We start from the raw sequence: 17,147 nt of genomic DNA on the forward strand, positions 1-17,147 counted from the left end.
GTACGCTCTACATATGACCGACGAAGCCCAGCCAGCCGAGAAGCAGCGGAAGGTGTCTGTCTCTCCCTCGGTGCACCGCGCACTGACCGCATTCGTGAAGGCGCACCACATGCCCACCAAGGCCGTGTTGCAGCCCGTCGGGCAGGCCGGTGTCCGGATCACCCTGGTCGGTGCCGACGGCATCCTGGGTGATCAGGTGGTCGCCGACCTCGCTACCGCACACGCCGCCGTGGCCGCTGTCGAAGGCATCGAGCCCGTCGAGGAATGGGACCGCGAATTGGTCAGCACCGCCAATCCGGCACCGGGTCACGCCAAGAAGATGGCCGGGTGGGTCGCCCGGACGTAAGGCTGGGACGGCCGGATATCTTCCATCCGCGCATCGTTCTGGCCGGTTGCCCACAGCTCGTCTCCGGTGATGGTGACGACGCCGAACTGGTTGCCGCGTTGCGTGTTCGCGATTTGCACGCCCGCTGGCTGTCTTGGGATGACCCCGAGGCGGCACAGGCCGATCTGGTGATCCTGCGCGCTACCTGGGACTACCCCGAACGCCTGGACGAATTCCTGCAATGGGCCGGGTCGGTGCGTAATGTGCTCAACCCGCTACCTGTGCTGCGGTGGAACACCGACAAGCGCTACCTGAATGATCTTGCCGCAGCCGGTATTCCAACGGTTCCGAGCACTTTCTTCGCGCCCGATGAGCCCATAATCCTGCCCGACGGCGAACTGGTGATCAAGCCCGCGGTCGCCGGTGGATCGCGCGGTGCGGGCCGCTTCACATGCCCGGAGTCCGCACGTAATCATGCTGAGGCGCTGCAAGATGAGGGCCGTACGGTTCTCATCCAGCCCTACGATCCGCGTGTCGATGTGCACGGCGAGACGGCGTTGGTCTTCCTCAACGGCGAACCATCCCATGCGTTTACCAAGGGGGCGTTGCTACCGCCGCCGGGTGCCGCCGCCGAGGTCGACGAGTCGGGCCTGTTCCACTCCGAGCGGCTGGCGCCGGTGAAGCCGTCGTCGGCGTTGTGGAAATTCGGTGCCGCGGCACTGGCGGCCGCGGCCACCAAGGCCGGGATCGGCATGACAGAGCTGCTCTACGCGCGAGTCGACGTCATCGGCGGGGTGCATGACGACGCCCCACGTCTGCTGGAGCTGGAGTTGGTCGAGCCCTCTCTGGGCTGGCGTCAGCTGGAGACCGAGGAGCGCGACTTGGCGCAACGAAAGTTCGTGATCGGTGTCGAGGACGCGTTAGAGCGTTTGGGCCTGGGTCCGCTGGGGCAGCACGGACGCCGCTAGCGCCGGGGAGGTCAGCGCCGCCCACAGCGCAGCGGTGGCCGCCGTGCATGCAGCCGCACCCGCGACGTGGACGGCGACGAGCACCGCGGGCACACCCGTGTAGAACTGCACGACGCCCACGAGGCCCTGGGTCAGGGTGAGTGCCGCCAGCACCGTGAACCGCGCCCAGATGTGTCTCGTCACACCGACGGCCGCCAGTCCGAATCCCAGCCCCAGGAGCAGTGCCAGGTAGGCGATGAGCAGTGTGCCGTGCAGATGCACCAATGTGGTGATCTCGACCTGCAACCGGGGCACCACACGGTTGACGCTTTTGTCGCCGGCATGTGGCCCTGCTCCGGTCACCAGCGTTCCGGCCACCAGGACCGCGGCCAATGTCACGCCGATCAGCGCGGTCAGTCGGCGTAGTGGCGCGGGAGGCGGCGGCACCATGGGGAAATCGGAAATGACGTCTGGCTCACCGATTTTCACGTAGAGCAGCGTTGCCAGCCACACCATGCCCATCGATACCAGCAGATGGATCGCCACCGTCCACCACAGCAGGCCGGTCAGCACGGTGATGCCACCGATGACCGCCTGCAGGACCGTGGAGGCCGGCATCAGCCAGGCGTACACCAGGACCTCGCGCCGGCGGCGAGCCCGTGTGACGGCGAGTACTGCCAACGCGGCGGTGATGACCACCAGAAAGCTGATCATCCGGTTGCCGAATTCGACGGCCTGGTGGATGTGCGGCACCTCGGCGACGGCGACGGGGGTGAAACTCCCCGGGAAGCACTGTGGCCAGGTGGGGCACCCCAGGCCGGATGCGGTGACGCGAACTACGGCGCCGGTCACGGCGATTCCGCCCTGGGTCAGCACTACCGCCGCGGCAATGAGGCGCTGCGTCCGCAGGCTCGGCATCGGCAGTAGATCGACTACCCGCAAAAACGCCCGATATAGCACGCAATGAGTCTATGCCACTGCCAACTACGCCTTGTAGTAATCACTGCGGATCTCATGTGCATGTTGGGTTCGGGCGGTGGGGCAATTGTTTGACGCGCGACCCCTTGACGTAAGCGACCCGGTGATGAATCCTACACGGTGTATTAAATTCCTACATGTCGTAGGATTACTGATGCCGAGGGAGCGGGCCTGTGAGTGTGATCCGGGAGTGGCTGTCACTACCGAAGGTTGAACCTGCTGAGGACTACGGCTTCTTTGGCCCCGAATCGGTGTCATGGCGCGTGTGGAGCTACCCGACGTCACTGTCCATCGGATTTCAGCGTGCCGTGGTGATCGAGGAACTCGATCCCGGATTGATTGCGGCCGTGGATAAGACGCATGAGATCTATGCGCGGCCACGGACCCGTTATGACCGGACCTTGCGGTACTTCGCGATGGTCGCCTTTGATGACAGCAGGTCGACAGCCAAGGCAGCGGATGTTCTGGTCAAAATTCATTCCAAGGCTATCGGCGTCGATCCGGTCACCGGTGAGAACTACGACGCGAACAATCCCGCATCGCAGTTGTGGATTCATCTCACGGCCTGGCATTCGATTCTGCTCGCCTACGAGAAGTACGGCCCAGGGCGGCTTTCTGACTGGGAAGAAACGCAGTTCTGGACCGAATGCGCCCGTGCCGCCGAATTGCAGACATGCGACCCGCGTGACATTCCCCGAACGCGTGAGGGGATAAGCGAATACTTCGAGATGATGCGGCCGCTACTCCTCGGCTCTGATATCGCCCGACAGGCGATGCGGCACTTGCTCAGCGCCGAGGTGATGCTGCCGCCGATGCCGCTGGTGTTGCGCCCGTTCACCAAGGTGATCACATGGTTCTTGCGCCGGGGCACCTTGGCGACCATGCCTCGGTGGATGCGGGAGATGGCCGGGCTAAGCGTTGCCCCCCTGCTCGATGCGGCGATCGTGCCACCGATTAGCGCTGCATTCACGGCCATCAGCATGAGCAAACGGCTGCAATTGATCCTGCTCCGGTTGATCTCACCTGGCACCGTGCCCATCGGCGCCCGCGTGCTGCTGTCGGTACCGCCCAAAAGCCCGATCACCATGACGCCCAGGGAGGCTCAGGAGCTTTACGGCTATGAGATTCCGAGCCAGGCGCACCGTGGACTCCGGGATAGGCAGAAGGCGCGCGTCTTGGGAGAGGGACAAGCTCCCAGCGACGAGGGAATCAGGGAGTCGGAGCCGATTCTCGGCACCGTTGGATGATTGAGAAGGAACACACCATGATCAAGGATCTGCTCGACCGTCGCCTCAGCATCCGCCAGCTCGTCTATCTGGCGATCGTCGTTGGCTTGCCGTACTTCGTGATCGGCGTGATCTGGGCGATGACCCACCGTGACCACCTTGGACAACTCACCGGATTGGACAAGCTGTTCTCTATGCTGGGAGAAATTGTCGCCTGGCCGGTGCTCATCATCGCCAACGTGTATCTGCAGTAGCCGGGCCATCCGTAGGAGGACACCGTCACTGCGCCGCCAGCCTCGACGAATCCGCGCGCCCGGGCCGAACATCTCGGACCGGAGCGCAGGCGGGCGCAGGTGCTGGATACGGCCCTGCAGATTACCGCTGAAGAGGGCGTGGCGAATGTGACGATGGCTGCCATCGCCACGCGCATGGGCGTCACCCGCCCCGTTGTGTATGCGTGCTACAACGGGCGAAGTGAGGTACTGACGCAACTGTTGGAGCGCGAAACGCGGCTGGCTCTCACCAGTCTGCGTGCCATCCTTCCGCCACGGCGCACAGGCTCCGTCGAGCAGATGTTCGTCGATGGATTCGGAGCTCTGCTGGGCGACGTTGCCGGACGCCCGGCCTCGTGGCAGATCATCGCGGCGGCACAGTCAGATCCCGTTCTTGCCGAGGCTATTTCGCAGGGGCGGGCACAGATCCGGGCGCAGATCTGCGAAGTCATGCGACCCCTGTTGCAGCGGTGGCAGGTCCGCGATGTCGACTTTGTTATGCCCCCGCTGGTGGAAACGCTCCTGGCGATCAGCGAGGGGGCCATACGGTTGATGCTCAGTCCCGAACCGCGATGGTCGGCCGCGGACCTGGCCGAAATCGTCGGCCGAGCCGCGTACCGGGCATTGCGGGCCACTCCTGGCTAAGAGCGAGGTATCCGCACGACTAACCGAGTTCTCATCGGATCAGGTGAATCGGAACCAGCGTAGCGCCCCGTAACCGGCGAGCGAGCCCCACACGGCGAGGACCGCAAGCGCGAACCAGTCCACCGAAAGTGTCATGGCCGCCGCCAGTGCCTCGGAGAGGGCGCCGGAGGGCGACAGCCGGGCTAGCAGCACCACGGCATGGGGGATCGCGTCGGTGGTGCGACCGTCCTCCAGTGTCAACGCCCCTAAGCCGGCGAAAATGAACCACAGCAGATTCGCAAGGGCCAGCACGATTTCCGCGCGCAGCGTGCCGCCGAGTAGGAGCCCCATCGCCGCGAACGTCGCGGTGCCGAGGGCAATGACCACGGCGCCGAGGAGCAGCCCCAACGGATGAGGGCGCCAACCCAGCGCCCCGCCGATCGCGCCGATGACCGCGGCTTGTAAGACCACCACCGTGACGACCGCCAGCGCCTTGCCGGCGATGATGCCCCACACAGGTAATGCGGTGGCGCCCAACCGCTTCAGCGCACCGTAGCGGCGATCGAACCCGACGGCGATGGCCTGCCCCGTAAAGGCGGTGGAGATGACCGCCAGCGCCATGATGGCGGGCACGAAGATGTCGGTACGCGAGCCGGGGAATTGGCCCAGTGGCAGCAGTGTCAGTCCGATGAGCAGGGTGATCGGGATGAACATGGTGAGCAGCAGCTGTTCGCCATTGCGGAGCAGCAGCTTGAGTTCCAGCCAGAACTGTGCGAACAGCATGGTGCGCACCGCGCTGGGCCGCGGGTCCGGCCTGAAGGTGCCCGGATCGAAACGGGGTGTGGTGTCGGTCATCGCAATTCCCTGCCGGTTAGTTCCAGGAACACATCCTCGAGACTGCGTTTCTCCACCCGCAGGTCCGTGGTCAGCACATCCATCCGGGCACACCAGGCGGTGACGGTGGCCAGCACTTGTGGGTCGACGACGCCTTCTACGCGGTACTCGCCGGGAGTGACCTCGGCGACCTTGTATCCCTCGGGTAGTGCGGAGGTGAGCAGGGCCAGATCCAGTCGTGGGGGGGCGGAGAAGCGCAACTGATTCTCGGCGCCGGACTGCATGAGTTCCGACGGCGTCCCGGCCGCCACCACCGCACCGTGGTCGATGATCATCAGCTGGTCGGCAAGCTCCTCGGCTTCCTTCATGTGGTGGGTGGTCAGCACCACCGAAACGCCGTCGCGCCGCAGACAGTCAATGAGTTCCCACACCACCAGCCGGGCGTGCGCATCCATACCGGCGGTCGGCTCGTCGAGGAACACCAGCTCGGGCCGGCCCACCAGTGCGCATGCCAGCGCGAGGCGCTGCTGCTGCCCTCCGGATAGACGCCGATAGGGGGTGCGGGCGGCGTCCGTCAGCCCAAGAGTGTCCAGAAGCCATTGTGGGTCAAGCGGATTGGCTGAATACGAGGCGACGAGACTGAGCATCTCGCTGGCCCGCGCGGTGGGGTAGGCGCCGCCGCCCTGCAGCATCACACCGATACGTGCGCGCACCGCCGAGTTCTTCGCGACTGGATCCATGCCCAGCACCTCGACGGTGCCCTCGTCGGGATGCAAGAAGCCCTCGCACAATTCGACGGTCGTGGTTTTGCCGGCACCATTGGGGCCGAGCAATGCGAAGACCTGGGCCTGCTCTACCTCAAGGTTGAGGCTGTGGAGTGCTGTCGTTGTCCCGTACCGCTTCGTCACCGACCGCATCCGCACCGGTGGTGCCGTCCTTGTCGGTGGTTGCGTCACGGTCAGTCAGCGTAAGCGGCGCGCCTTCGTCACCGTTAGGCAGCCGACGCCACGGCAGATAGTCGTGCGTGATAGCGATGAGCAGTAGCGCGATGATGGCACTCGCCACTGTCGCGTCGATGATCTGGAACAGCGCGAACCTGTCGCCGTTGGCGGTGGGCCCGAAAATGCCTACGAGCAGGGTGATGCCGATTGCCGTCCCACGGAATGCGGGACGGGTGGCCCACGCGGCCAGCGGGATGATTGCCCACAGCAGGTACCAGGGTTGAACCACCGGAAACAGCAGCACCGTGATGCCTAGCGCGACACCCAGCCCGCCAACAGGGTGCAGCCGACCGCGCAGCACGGCCAACAGCAGCCACGACACCGCGATACCGATGATGCCGATGCCGATCCCACGGGTCAGCGACAGTATCGCGGTGGTGTGATCGCCGAGACCGAGCAGGATTCCGACCTGCCCGGTGCCCAGGGCGACCAGGGTCGGCGGCGACATCCAGCTGCGGACGGCGTTCGCGGTGCCGAGTGTGTACACCCAGCCGAACCCGAGCCCGCTGGCCGATCCGATGAGGACCGTGCAGGCGCCGGTGACGGTGCCCAGTAGCGCCCCGGCCTGGAAGAGACCGCGAACGCCGCCGCCCCATCGGCGTGCCAGCGCCATGCCGACGAAGCCCAGAGCCAGCAGGGAGGGGAGTTTGACCTGTGAAGATGCGGTGATCAGCACGGTGCCGGCCAGGAGGTTACCCAGCGGCGCCCAGGTGGCCCATTCGGCGCGGCCGCGTGGCTTCAACGGATTCAACCTGAGTGCGCCCCCCACAAGCGAGCGCGCCGAATCGACACCGCGCATGGCCAGCTCGGTGCCGGCCAGCATCAGGCCCAGCATCAGCGCCTCGTTGTGGATTCCCGCGACAAGGTGCATCAGCAGCAGCGGATTCGCCGCGCCGAGCCAGAGCGCGCTGACCTCCGCGACGCCGCAGCGCTGGGCCAGACGGGGCGTCGCCCAGATGATCAGCAGTACCCCGAGCAGTTCGACAAGTCGATGGCACAGCGCCCCGGCGACGATGTCATCGCCGGTGAGCCGCGAGATGCCCTTGCCGATCCACAGGAACAACGGACCGTACGGGGCAGGTGTTTCTCGCCACAGGCTGGGCACAGACAGCGTGAACACGTGGTCCAGGCCAAGGGCGACCGCCGGGCCTTCGGTATACGGATCTTTGCCGAGCCGCGCGATCTGGCTCTGCGCCAGATACGAGTACACGTCCTTGGAGTACATCGGCGGCGCAACGAGCAGCGGCAGAATCCACAGCAGCAGGGTTCGGTCCAGCTGGCCGCGGGACATCCGCCGGACCGGTCCACGTTCGCCGTTGGCGTTTTTGTTGCGCAGGCTGCCGATGGCGAAGCGCCCCACCATGAGCCAGGCCAACGTCATCATCACGGCGCCCGTTGTCGTCATCGTCAGGGACACCGTCTGGATCCGCGACGGCAGGTTGAGTAGCCGGACCCCGAAGATAGGGTCCTGGATGACGGGACGGGCACCGGCACCGAGCGCACCGATGGCCATGAGGGCCGTTCCGGTGGCGCCGAACAGCCGAGTTCGGTTCATGGCCGTGAGCTCACGCGCATTCAGCGGCGCCGACGAACGCTCGTCATCATGCAGATGCGACAGCGACGAGCTCAGCCACTGACCACGTACCGACACGCCAGCAGCGTATCGGCCCGTCATGCCCGCCCCGTGGAACCGGCCGGGCGGGGCCTGTCCGGCCGGCCCGGCGGCGCTCAACATAGGTAACCCTTGCTAGACGCGGCATTCCGAATTGCGTCACACTGGTGTTGTGAAATTCGGCCAGGCCTCTCCAGTGGCCTCTCCAGGGACGTCGGTAGCGACGTCTGGAACGGCCGTGTCGCAGGTGCTGGAGGCCGCCCCGACTGTGTCACATGACGGTCAGACACGCGTCGCCGTGGTGCGGCTGCTTATGGAGTCCGGGCCGGTCACGGCGGGTGAGATCGGGGAGCGGCTCGGTCTGTCGCCTCAGGGTGTGCGCCGCCACCTCGACGCGTTGATTGAAGCAGGTGACGCCGTCTCGAATCCAGCGGCCGCGTGGCAGCACAACGGCCGAGGGCGCCCGGCCAAGCGGTTCCAGCTCACCGCGGACGGTCGCGCCAAGCTCAACCACGCCTACGACGACCTGGCATCGGCCGCCATGCGCCAGCTGCGCGAGATCGGCGGCGACGACGCGGTGCGTACCTTCGCGCGGCGTCGTATCGACGCGATCTTGAGTGATGTCGTGGCCGGTGCACCGTTTGACGACACCGAGGTTGCGGTGGATCAGGTGGCCACTGCGCTGACCAAGGCCGGGTACGCGGCCAGCACCCAGCGAGTCGGTGGAGCGGGCGGCTCCTCCAGTGGTGTGCAGATATGCCAGCATCACTGTCCGGTATCACATGTGGCCGCCGAGTTCCCCGAACTCTGCGAGGCGGAACAACAGGCCTTCGCCGAGGTGTTGGGAACACATGTACAGCGGCTGGCCACCATCGCCAACGGCGACTGTGCCTGCACGACGCACATTCCCCTGCACTTATCTACAACTCTGGCGCCCAGCCCCGCGCCGGATGCAACGACCAGTACAACGACCAGTAAGGAGTCACGATGACCCTCGAGCGTGAGGTGCTGACCCAGGACGAGACGATCGCGTCACTGGGCAATTACGGCTATGGCTGGTCTGACTCCGATGCAGCCGGAGCCAGCGCGCAGCGTGGTCTGTCTGAGGCCGTGGTGCGTGACATCTCGTCGAAGAAGAGCGAACCCGAGTGGATGCTCGATGTCCGTTTGAAGGCGCTGCGCACCTTCGACAAGAAGCCGATGCCGAACTGGGGATCGAACCTTGAGGGCATCGATTTCGACAACATCAAGTACTTCGTGCGGTCCAGCGAGAAGCAGGCTGCCACATGGGACGATCTGCCCGCCGACATCAAGAACACGTACGACCGCCTCGGTATCCCCGAAGCCGAGAAGCAGCGCCTGGTGTCCGGTGTTGCCGCACAGTACGAGTCGGAGGTCGTCTATCACTCGATCCGGGAGGACCTGGAGGCCCAGGGCGTGATCTTCCTGGATACCGACTCGGGCCTGCGCGAGCACCCGGAGATCTTCAAGGAGTACTTCGGCAGCGTTATCCCGGCCGGAGACAACAAGTTCTCCGCGCTCAATACCGCGGTGTGGTCGGGTGGCTCGTTCATCTACGTGCCGCCGGGAGTGAAGGTCGATATTCCGCTGCAGGCCTACTTCCGCATCAACACCGAGAACATGGGCCAGTTCGAGCGGACGCTCATCATCGTCGACGAGAACGCCTACGTGCACTACGTCGAGGGATGTACCGCGCCGATCTACAAGTCTGATTCGCTGCACTCGGCCGTGGTGGAAATCATCGTCAAGCCGGGCGGGCGCTGCCGCTACACGACCATCCAGAACTGGTCGAACAATGTGTTCAACCTGGTCACCAAGCGAGCCCGCGCCGAGGCGGGGGCCACCATGGAATGGGTCGACGGCAACATCGGCTCCAAGGTCACCATGAAGTACCCGGCCGTGTGGATGACCGGTGAACACGCCAAGGGTGAGGTGTTGTCGGTCGCCTTCGCCGGCGAGGGACAACACCAGGACACCGGCGCCAAGATGCTGCACCTCGCGCCGAATACGTCGAGCAATATCGTCTCCAAGTCGGTGGCGCGGGGCGGGGGGCGTGCCTCCTACCGTGGGCTGGTCCAGGTCAACAAGGGCGCGCACGGTTCCCGTTCGACGGTGAAATGCGATGCGCTGCTTGTCGACTCGATCAGCCGCAGTGACACCTACCCGTACGTCGACATCCGAGAGGACGACGTCACCATGGGGCATGAGGCGACCGTTTCGAAGGTCAGCGACGATCAGTTGTTCTACCTGATGAGCCGCGGTATGACCGAGGACGAGGCGATGGCCATGGTGGTGCGCGGGTTCGTCGAGCCGATCGCGAAGGAACTGCCGATGGAGTACGCGCTCGAACTCAACCGGCTCATCGAGCTGCAAATGGAAGGTTCGGTCGGTTAAGTCATGACGCAGTTGACTCAAGCTGTCGAGGGCTCCAACAACGGCGGGACGTTGGCCTCCGCGAACAAGGGCGAACTGTTCAGCTCCTACGACGTCGAGGCCTTCGAGGTACCCGGTGGCCGTGACGAGCTGTGGCGGTTCACCCCGCTTCGCCGCCTGCGCGGCCTGCACGACGGATCCGCTGTCGCGACGGCAGATCCGTCCGTGGGAGTCACCGGTGGTGACGGCGTCACCGTCGAGACGGTTGATCGCGCCGACGAACGGCTCGGCAAGGGCGGGGTTCCGTCGGATCGGGTTGCCGCACAGGCATACTCCGCGTTCTCGTCCGCCACCGTGGTCTCGGTCGGTAAGCAGGCTGTGGTCGCAGATCCGATCGAGATCGCCGTGACCGGCCCCGGTGCCGGAGAGGTGGCCTATGGGCATCTGCAGGTGCGAGCTGGTGAATTGTCGGAGTCGCTCGTGGTCATCGACTATCGCGGCAGCGGAACATATGCCGAGAATGTCGAATTCCTGCTCGAGGACGCATCTCGGCTGACCGTCGTCTCGATCGCCGACTGGGCCGATGACGCCGTGCATGTCAGCGCGCATCACGCCAAGCTGGGCAAGGACGCGGTGTTGCGCCATATCGCCGTCACCCTCGGTGGTGATGTGGTTCGCCTCACCGGCACCGTCCGGTTCGAGGCGCCGGGAGGCGACGCCGAGCTGCTGGGTCTCTACTACGCCGACGACGGTCAGTTCTTCGAGCACCGGCTGCTGGTCGACCACGCCCAACCCAACTGCCGTTCGCATGTCACGTACAAGGGTGCACTGCAGGGAGACCCCAAATCCGGTCGAGCAGACGCGCACACCGTCTGGATCGGCGACGTGCTCATCCGCGCCGAGGCAACCGGAACCGACACCTTCGAGCTGAACCGCAATCTGATCCTCACCGACGGCGCTCGGGCCGACTCGGTGCCCAACCTCGAAATCGAGACCGGTGAGATCGCCGGGGCCGGGCACGCCAGTGCCACCGGGCGATTCGATGACGAGCAGCTGTTCTACCTGCGCTCGCGCGGTATCGCCGAGGAGGACGCGCGCCGTTTGGTGGTGCGCGGTTTCTTCCAGGACATCATTGGCCGGATCGGGATCGAGTCAGTGCGAGACCGCCTTACCGCGGCCATCGAACAAGAACTGCAAACGACCGCTCAATAACTCGTAGATAGAAAGCAACTCATGACCACTCTGGAAATCAAGGACCTGCACGTCAGCATCTCGCCCAATGAAGGCGAAACCATCGAGATCCTCAAGGGCGTCAACCTGACGGTGAACTCGGGGGAGACCCATGCGGTGATGGGCCCCAACGGCTCCGGCAAGTCCACACTGTCCTATGCCATCGCCGGACACCCCAAGTACGAGGTGACCTCGGGGTCGATCACTCTCGACGGGCAGGACGTGCTGGAACTGTCCGTGGACGAGCGTGCCCGTGCGGGTCTCTTCCTGGCCATGCAGTACCCGATCGAGGTGCCGGGAGTGTCGATGTCGAACTTCCTGCGCACTGCCGCCACCGCCGTCCGCGGCGAGGCGCCGAAGCTGCGGCACTGGATCAAGGAAGTCAAGGAAGCCATGGGGGAGTTGGAGATCGACTCCGCCTTCGCCGAGCGCAGCGTCAACGAGGGCTTTTCGGGTGGCGAGAAGAAGCGCCACGAGATCCTGCAGTTGGGGTTGCTTAAGCCGAAGATCGCCATCCTGGATGAGACGGATTCCGGCCTCGATGTCGATGCCCTGCGGATCGTGTCCGAGGGTGTCAATCGGTACGCCGAGCGCGAGCATGGTGGCGTTCTGCTCATCACCCACTACACCCGCATCCTGCGCTACATCCAGCCGCAGTTCGTGCACGTCTTCGTTGGCGGGCGCATCGTCGAGTCGGGCGGCCCCGAGCTGGCCGACGAGCTGGAGGAAAACGGCTACGTCCGCTTTGCCCAAGCGGTGGGAGCCTGACCGTGACGGCCACCGTGCCGCTGGACACCACTCGGATCTCGCAGATCAGGGATGACTTCCCGATCCTGAGCCGAACGGTGCGCGGCGGTAAGCCGTTGGTGTACCTGGATTCCGGTGCGACCTCGCAGCGGCCTAACCAGGTACTCGATGCCGAGCGGGTCTTCCTTACCGAGCGCAACGCCGCGGTACATCGCGGTGCTCACCAGCTCGCCGAGGAAGCCACCGACGCCTACGAGGGAGCGCGCGACGCGATCGCCCGCTTTGTGGGCGTCGACGACGGCGAGATCGTCTTCACCAAGAACGCCACCGAATCGCTGAACCTGGTGGCGTATACCCTCGGCGACGACCGGTTCGATCGCGCGGTGGGACCGGGTGACGAAGTGGTGATCACCGAGCTGGAGCACCACGCGAATCTGGTGCCCTGGCAAGAGCTCTGCCGCCGCACCGGCGCCACCCTGCGCTGGTACGCAGTCACCGGCGACGGCCGCATCGATCTCGACTCGCTCGAGCTCACCGAGGCCGTCAAGGTCGTCGCGTTCACCCACCAGTCCAATGTGACTGGTGCGATTGCCCCCGTTGACGAGTTGGTGCGCCGCGCGAAATCCGTCGGTGCCCTTGTTGTTCTGGATGCCTGCCAGTCCGTTCCGCACATGCCGGTGAATTTCCGGGAACTGGGCGTCGACTACGCGGCCTTCTCCGGGCACAAGATGCTCGGGCCGTCGGGCGTGGGCGTGCTGTACGGCCGTCGCGAACTGCTGGAGGCCATGCCCCCGTTCATCACGGGTGGTTCCATGATCGAGACGGTCACCATGGAGGCCAGTACCTACGCGCCGCCACCCCAGCGATTCGAGGCCGGGGTCCCGATGACCTCCCAGGTGGTCGGACTCGGCGCTGCCGTTGATTACCTGAATGCGATTGGCATGGAAGCCGTTGCCGCGCATGAGCATCAGCTGGTGTCGGCCGCACTCGCCGGGCTCGGAGATGTCGAGGGCGTCCGCATCATCGGCCCCACCGAGAACATCGACCGTGGAGGCGCGGTCTCCTTCGTGGTGGACGGCATCCACGCGCACGATCTGGGACAGGTTCTCGATGATGAGGGTGTCGCGGTACGCGTTGGACATCACTGCGCCTGGCCGCTGCACCGGCAGTTCGGCATCGCGGCGAGCGCTCGTGCCTCTTTCGCGGTCTACAACACGCTGGATGAAGTCGACCGACTGGTCGCCGGAGTCCGCCGCGCGCAGGAGTTCTTCGGCGTCGGGGCGAGCGCAGCGACGGGGGACTGACCGAGCATGCGACTTGAGCAGATGTACCAGGAAGTCATCCTGGATCACTACAAGCATCCGCATCACCGCGGGCTGCGTGAGCCGTTCGCGGCCGAAGTGCACCATGTGAACCCCACCTGTGGTGACGAGGTAACCCTGCGAGTCGCCTTGGATGACAACACGATCGCGGACGTGTCCTACGACGGGCAGGGATGCTCGATCAGTCAGGCCGCGACCTCGGTGTTGACGGACCAGGTGATCGGGCTGACGGTGGACGAAGCGCTCAAGACGGTGGCTTCGTTCAACGAAATGATCTCCTCGCGCGGGACGATCGACGGGGACGAGGACATCATTGGCGACGGCATTGCCTTCGCGGGGGTTTCGCGGTATCCAGCCCGCGTGAAGTGTGCGCTCCTAGGATGGATGGCATTCAAAGACGCGCTCGTCCAGGCCACGAACGCAGAAGAGGTGAAGCGATGACCGAAGTGTCAGCGGAAGTGAAGCTTCTGGAAGATCTCGAGGAGGCGATGCGTGATGTTGTCGACCCCGAGCTCGGTATCAACGTCGTCGATCTGGGGCTTGTTTACGGGCTCAACGTCGACGAGGGCGAGAGCGGCAAGGTCGCCACCATCGACATGACGCTCACCTCGGCGGCATGTCCATTGACCGACGTCATCGAGGATCAGTCGCGTAACGCGCTGGTAGGAGCGGGACTGGTCAACGAGATCAAGATCAACTGGGTCTGGGTGCCGCCGTGGGGCCCGGACAAGATCACCGACGACGGTCGGGAGCAGCTCCGGGCCCTGGGCTTCACGGTCTAGCGCTCGTGGTGGCCTGCACGGCCATCAGGTCCCTCGCAGGAACCGTCCTTGGCCGCGCGCAGGGTGATCGTCGAGGCCTGCACATTTCCGGATGCGTCATCGGCTCCGTGCGCGGCGATGCACTTGCCTGCGGCGATGGCACTCTGCTCTACCGGGGCACGCTTGGCGTAAGCGGTGTCGTTGTTCACGGCCACAGTCACCTGGGTGGCGGCTCCGTCATTCGGGTTGGTGCTACTGACCGTGATCGTGTTCCCACTGACCGAGGCGACTGTTCCGTGAACCCCCTGAGGCTCGGCGCGTTTACCGGACGTGGGGGTGGGAGACGCGGAATCCTGTGAGTCCTTGGCGTGTGACCTCGTGCAGTTACCGTCAGTGGCCGGCCAGATCATCACGCGACGGGCGGTGGGCGGGTTCGAGTCCTGTTGTGCCATGGCGGCAATACAGCTCCCCGCGGTGACGTCCGGCAATTGCGCTGCAGTGATCTCGGAGACCTTCGTCGACTGGCCGAACCCGATGGTCGCGGTGCCGTCCTTCTTGGTCACCTGAATGGTGTTACCGGACACCGAGGCGATAAGTCCCATCAGGTGGTCCTTGTCGTTGCGCTCACCCTGATGCGCGGCCGAAGAGGTGGCCGGGGCCGACGACTTTGTCGCTGTGCTGTTGGTATCGGAAGGCGAGCCGCACGCGGCCACCGAGAGCGCAGTCAGTCCGGCGAGCGCGAACAGGGCGCTGCGGGCGAATCGTGGTCGGGTGAGTATCTGGGTTGGGGACATCGATGTTCTCCATGGTTGACGAATAGGACACACCTCAGCGTGCTTGTGCTGGCTGAGGTTGGGCTCTGGTGTGTGTGCCAAGTTGCTGTGTGTTGCGGATGTCAAACCTCAAGACGTATGCGTGGCACGAAGCCGTCGTGGATCTACCGCGGGGGCGGTCCGCAACGCCCGTCTGTGGCGGGACCCAAATCGATCGTGGTGGCCTGGAGGGCCCCGGTGGCGTCCCTGGTGCCGCGCGCGTCCGCGCATTTGCCGGTGATGATCGCGTTGGCCTCGGTGGATTTCCGTTCGTCGTAGGCGGTGTCGGCGGTCACCGTGACATTGGTCTGGATCTCTGATGCCCCGCTGGGATCGGTATTGGTGACCACGATGGTGTTGCCGTTGACTGCCGCGACCGCGCCCCGGACGCTCGGGCCGCCGAACGGGGGCGGGCTCTCCGGATCACCGGGCGGCGGCCCCTGCGGTATGCCGGGCGGCGGTGCGCTCCCGGGCGGTGTCTCCACGGCACATTTGTTGTCCTCGGCCGCACTGATCAGCACCCGCTGTGCCGTGGCCTGGTCCGACGCATCGGCCGTCGCCAGCACGCTGACGCAGCTGCCGACGACCACATCCGAAAGTTCCGCGGGCTGCACCTCGGTGAGCTTTGTCATGGTGTTGAAGTCGATATCGGCGTTACCGGCGGGGCTGGTCACCTGGACGGTGTGACCCGACACCGAGGAGATCAGTCCACCGGCTCTGTCGTGTCCACCCGCGTGCCGTGTGACAGTGGTCGAGGCGGGGCCCGGCGACGACTCGGTGGGCTTGTCCCCAGACCCACCGCACGCTGCGCTGGACAACGCGACAGCCCCGGCGATCACTAGCAACGCGGGCCGTGGCCAGAGATTTGGTGACATGGTTGACCACGTTATCCGGAATGGATCGGGCGACGGCGTAGTTTGACACCTCGTGACCGACGCGAGACCAGACGTAGCGCCCCTCTTCGAACCGTTCACCGTCAAATCGCTGACCGCCCCCAATCGGTTCGCGATGGCTCCGATGACGCGGTCGGCATCACCTGGCGGTGTGCCCGGCGAGAACGTGGCGGCGTACTACCGCCGCCGTGCTGCGGGCGGTGTGGGGCTGATCATCACCGAGGGCGTTTTCATTCCGGATGATGCCGCCGGTGGTCAGTCCAGCGTTCCACGCCTCATTGGTCATGAGGCGCTGGCCGGATGGTCTGCCGTTACCGATGCCGTGCACGACGAGGGATCGGTGATCGCCGCGCAGCTGTGGCATCAGGGTGTCGAACGCGGCGTCGATCCGGAGTTCAATCCCCAGGTGGAGTCGGTGAGTCCGTCGGGCTTGGGCGGAGACGCCTCGCCACAAGGTCGTGCGCTGCAGACCGGTGAGCTCGCCCCGCTTGCGGAGCAGTATGCGACGGCGGCCCGCAATGCCCAGGCAGCCGGATTCGACGCCGTCGAGTTGCACGGTGCCCACGGCTATCTGCTGGACCAATTCCTGTGGGAGCGCACCAATGTTCGGGCCGACGGCTATGGCGGATCGGCCACCGATCGGGTGCGGTTCCCGGTCGAGGTGGTGCGGGCGGTACGTGCCGCTGTCGGGCCGGATTTCCCTGTCCTGTACCGGTTTTCGCAGTGGAAGCAGGCGGATTACACGGCTACGTTGGCCGACAGCCCGGCGGAATTGGAACGGCTGCTCGCGCCCCTGGTCGAGGCGGGTGTCGATGTCTTCCACCCATCCACGCGCCGGCACTATCTGCCCGCCTTCGCGGATTTGGCCGGAGCCGACGGAGAGCTGAGCCTTGCCGGCTGGACCAAGCGTGTCACGGGATTGCCCGCCATTGCCGTCGGCTCGGTGGGATTGCAGACGGAATTCAAACCCACCGAGGTCCGGGATATCGAGCCGGCGTCTGTCGACGCGGTGCTGCGACAATTCGCCAATAATGAGTTCGATGTCATCGCCGTTGGCCGTGCCCTGCTGTCGGATCCTGAATGGGTGAACAAGCTGCGTGCCGGGCGGCAGGACGAGTTCGTCGGATTCAACATAGGCAAGGCGCTGGCCGCCCTGTATTGATCGGGCC

19 protein-coding genes are annotated in these 17,147 nt (G+C 65.0%); 13 read left to right on the forward strand and 6 right to left on the reverse strand.

Annotated features, from left to right (window positions below):
* The first annotated feature begins 13 nt into the window (after positions 1-13).
* A complete protein-coding gene (locus AC5Y5C_RS08575; RefSeq protein ID WP_078295837.1) occupies positions 14-346 on the forward strand; it encodes a hypothetical protein in 333 nt (110 codons plus the stop codon).
* Positions 328-1,293 (forward strand): ATP-grasp domain-containing protein, encoded by a 966-nt coding sequence (locus AC5Y5C_RS08580; protein ID WP_499970976.1) that lies wholly within the window; start codon positions 328-330, stop codon positions 1,291-1,293. Before AC5Y5C_RS08575 ends, AC5Y5C_RS08580 begins: the two co-directional genes overlap by 19 nt.
* Here AC5Y5C_RS08580 and AC5Y5C_RS08585 read toward each other — a convergent pair.
* Entirely contained in the window at positions 1,246-2,190 is a 945-nt protein-coding gene (locus AC5Y5C_RS08585) for a COX15/CtaA family protein (RefSeq protein ID WP_499971799.1), read from the reverse strand. The genes AC5Y5C_RS08580 and AC5Y5C_RS08585 overlap by 48 nt on opposite strands.
* A gap of 233 nt (positions 2,191-2,423) precedes the next feature.
* Between AC5Y5C_RS08585 and AC5Y5C_RS08590 the strand changes: the two genes are divergently transcribed.
* The 3 genes from AC5Y5C_RS08590 (at position 2,424) to AC5Y5C_RS08600 (ending at position 4,393) form a co-directional block, all read left to right on the forward strand.
* Entirely contained in the window at positions 2,424-3,497 is a 1,074-nt protein-coding gene (locus tag AC5Y5C_RS08590; protein WP_499970977.1) for an oxygenase MpaB family protein, read from the forward strand.
* 17 nt (positions 3,498-3,514) lie between these two features.
* Entirely contained in the window at positions 3,515-3,730 is a 216-nt protein-coding gene (locus AC5Y5C_RS08595; RefSeq protein ID WP_499970978.1) for a hypothetical protein, read from the forward strand.
* A gap of 99 nt (positions 3,731-3,829) precedes the next feature.
* The gene (locus AC5Y5C_RS08600; protein ID WP_499970980.1) at positions 3,830-4,393 is read left to right on the forward strand and encodes a TetR/AcrR family transcriptional regulator; all 564 of its coding nucleotides are present in this window, start codon (positions 3,830-3,832) and stop codon (positions 4,391-4,393) included.
* 39 nt (positions 4,394-4,432) lie between these two features.
* On the opposite strand, the gene AC5Y5C_RS08605 is transcribed toward AC5Y5C_RS08600, so the two are convergent.
* From AC5Y5C_RS08605 to mptB, 3 genes are read right to left on the reverse strand one after another with little or no spacing between them, the layout of a single operon-like run.
* On the reverse strand, positions 4,433-5,227 hold the full coding sequence (locus AC5Y5C_RS08605) for an ABC transporter permease (RefSeq protein ID WP_499970981.1): 795 nt from the start codon (positions 5,225-5,227) through the stop codon (positions 4,433-4,435).
* Positions 5,224-6,123: an ABC transporter ATP-binding protein gene (locus AC5Y5C_RS08610; RefSeq protein ID WP_499971801.1), complete on the reverse strand. Its 900-nt coding sequence runs from the start codon at positions 6,121-6,123 to the stop codon at positions 5,224-5,226. Before AC5Y5C_RS08610 ends, AC5Y5C_RS08605 begins: the two co-directional genes overlap by 4 nt.
* Entirely contained in the window at positions 6,065-7,858 is a 1,794-nt protein-coding gene (mptB, locus tag AC5Y5C_RS08615) for a polyprenol phosphomannose-dependent alpha 1,6 mannosyltransferase MptB (RefSeq protein WP_499970982.1), read from the reverse strand. The genes AC5Y5C_RS08610 and mptB overlap by 59 nt, the downstream gene beginning before the upstream one ends.
* A 274-nt stretch (positions 7,859-8,132) precedes the next feature.
* Between mptB and AC5Y5C_RS08620 the strand changes: the two genes are divergently transcribed.
* Genes AC5Y5C_RS08620 through AC5Y5C_RS08650 form a run of 7 tightly spaced genes read left to right on the forward strand, consistent with a single transcriptional unit; the run spans position 8,133 to position 14,294 of the window.
* Positions 8,133-8,810 carry a helix-turn-helix transcriptional regulator gene (locus AC5Y5C_RS08620; protein ID WP_499971803.1) on the forward strand — a complete coding sequence of 226 codons (678 nt, stop codon included), beginning with the start codon at positions 8,133-8,135 and terminating at the stop codon, positions 8,808-8,810.
* Positions 8,807-10,234 carry a Fe-S cluster assembly protein SufB gene (sufB, locus tag AC5Y5C_RS08625; RefSeq protein ID WP_499970983.1) on the forward strand — a complete coding sequence of 476 codons (1,428 nt, stop codon included), beginning with the start codon at positions 8,807-8,809 and terminating at the stop codon, positions 10,232-10,234. The genes AC5Y5C_RS08620 and sufB overlap by 4 nt, the downstream gene beginning before the upstream one ends.
* A gap of 3 nt (positions 10,235-10,237) precedes the next feature.
* Positions 10,238-11,425 carry a Fe-S cluster assembly protein SufD gene (gene sufD / locus AC5Y5C_RS08630; RefSeq protein WP_499970985.1) on the forward strand — a complete coding sequence of 396 codons (1,188 nt, stop codon included), beginning with the start codon at positions 10,238-10,240 and terminating at the stop codon, positions 11,423-11,425.
* Positions 11,426-11,446: 21 nt separating this feature from the next.
* A complete protein-coding gene (gene sufC / locus AC5Y5C_RS08635) occupies positions 11,447-12,211 on the forward strand; it encodes a Fe-S cluster assembly ATPase SufC (RefSeq protein WP_499970986.1) in 765 nt (254 codons plus the stop codon).
* 2 nt (positions 12,212-12,213) lie between these two features.
* Complete coding sequence (locus AC5Y5C_RS08640; RefSeq protein ID WP_499970988.1) at positions 12,214-13,494, forward strand: cysteine desulfurase; 1,281 nt, start codon at positions 12,214-12,216, stop codon at positions 13,492-13,494.
* 6 nt (positions 13,495-13,500) lie between these two features.
* Positions 13,501-13,953 (forward strand): Fe-S cluster assembly sulfur transfer protein SufU, encoded by a 453-nt coding sequence (sufU, locus tag AC5Y5C_RS08645; RefSeq protein WP_499970989.1) that lies wholly within the window; start codon positions 13,501-13,503, stop codon positions 13,951-13,953.
* Positions 13,950-14,294, forward strand: coding sequence for a metal-sulfur cluster assembly factor (locus tag AC5Y5C_RS08650; protein ID WP_499970990.1), 345 nt, complete (start codon positions 13,950-13,952; stop codon positions 14,292-14,294). Before sufU ends, AC5Y5C_RS08650 begins: the two co-directional genes overlap by 4 nt.
* Here the strand turns inward: AC5Y5C_RS08650 and AC5Y5C_RS08655 are convergent.
* Positions 14,291-15,067: a DUF5666 domain-containing protein gene (locus AC5Y5C_RS08655; protein ID WP_499970992.1), complete on the reverse strand. Its 777-nt coding sequence runs from the start codon at positions 15,065-15,067 to the stop codon at positions 14,291-14,293. The two genes, AC5Y5C_RS08650 and AC5Y5C_RS08655, sit on opposite strands and share 4 nt — an antisense overlap.
* Positions 15,068-15,210: 143 nt before the next feature.
* Entirely contained in the window at positions 15,211-15,780 is a 570-nt protein-coding gene (locus AC5Y5C_RS08660) for a DUF5666 domain-containing protein (protein ID WP_499970993.1), read from the reverse strand.
* A gap of 232 nt (positions 15,781-16,012) precedes the next feature.
* Between AC5Y5C_RS08660 and AC5Y5C_RS08665 the strand changes: the two genes are divergently transcribed.
* Positions 16,013-17,140, forward strand: a complete 1,128-nt coding sequence (locus AC5Y5C_RS08665) for an NADH:flavin oxidoreductase (RefSeq protein ID WP_499970994.1) — start codon at positions 16,013-16,015, stop codon at positions 17,138-17,140.
* Positions 17,141-17,147 lie beyond the last annotated feature (7 nt).

Source organism: Mycobacterium sp. NGS15 (assembly GCF_059813245.1).

What these genes read in the sequence shown, in the direction of transcription:
- AC5Y5C_RS08575 (WP_078295837.1), top strand. Translation starts at nt 14, where the DNA reads ATGACCGACGAAGCCCAGCCAGCCGAGAAGCAGCGGAAGGTGTCTGTC.
- AC5Y5C_RS08585 (WP_499971799.1), bottom strand. Translation starts at nt 2,190, where the DNA reads ATGCCGAGCCTGCGGACGCAGCGCCTCATTGCCGCGGCGGTAGTGCTG.
- AC5Y5C_RS08595 (WP_499970978.1), top strand. Translation starts at nt 3,515, where the DNA reads ATGATCAAGGATCTGCTCGACCGTCGCCTCAGCATCCGCCAGCTCGTC.
- AC5Y5C_RS08605 (WP_499970981.1), bottom strand. Translation starts at nt 5,227, where the DNA reads ATGACCGACACCACACCCCGTTTCGATCCGGGCACCTTCAGGCCGGAC.
- AC5Y5C_RS08610 (WP_499971801.1), bottom strand. Translation starts at nt 6,123, where the DNA reads ATGCGGTCGGTGACGAAGCGGTACGGGACAACGACAGCACTCCACAGC.
- AC5Y5C_RS08620 (WP_499971803.1), top strand. Translation starts at nt 8,133, where the DNA reads ATGGAGTCCGGGCCGGTCACGGCGGGTGAGATCGGGGAGCGGCTCGGT.
- sufB (WP_499970983.1), top strand. Translation starts at nt 8,807, where the DNA reads ATGACCCTCGAGCGTGAGGTGCTGACCCAGGACGAGACGATCGCGTCA.
- sufD (WP_499970985.1), top strand. Translation starts at nt 10,238, where the DNA reads ATGACGCAGTTGACTCAAGCTGTCGAGGGCTCCAACAACGGCGGGACG.
- sufC (WP_499970986.1), top strand. Translation starts at nt 11,447, where the DNA reads ATGACCACTCTGGAAATCAAGGACCTGCACGTCAGCATCTCGCCCAAT.
- sufU (WP_499970989.1), top strand. Translation starts at nt 13,501, where the DNA reads ATGCGACTTGAGCAGATGTACCAGGAAGTCATCCTGGATCACTACAAG.
- AC5Y5C_RS08650 (WP_499970990.1), top strand. Translation starts at nt 13,950, where the DNA reads ATGACCGAAGTGTCAGCGGAAGTGAAGCTTCTGGAAGATCTCGAGGAG.
- AC5Y5C_RS08655 (WP_499970992.1), bottom strand. Translation starts at nt 15,067, where the DNA reads ATGTCCCCAACCCAGATACTCACCCGACCACGATTCGCCCGCAGCGCC.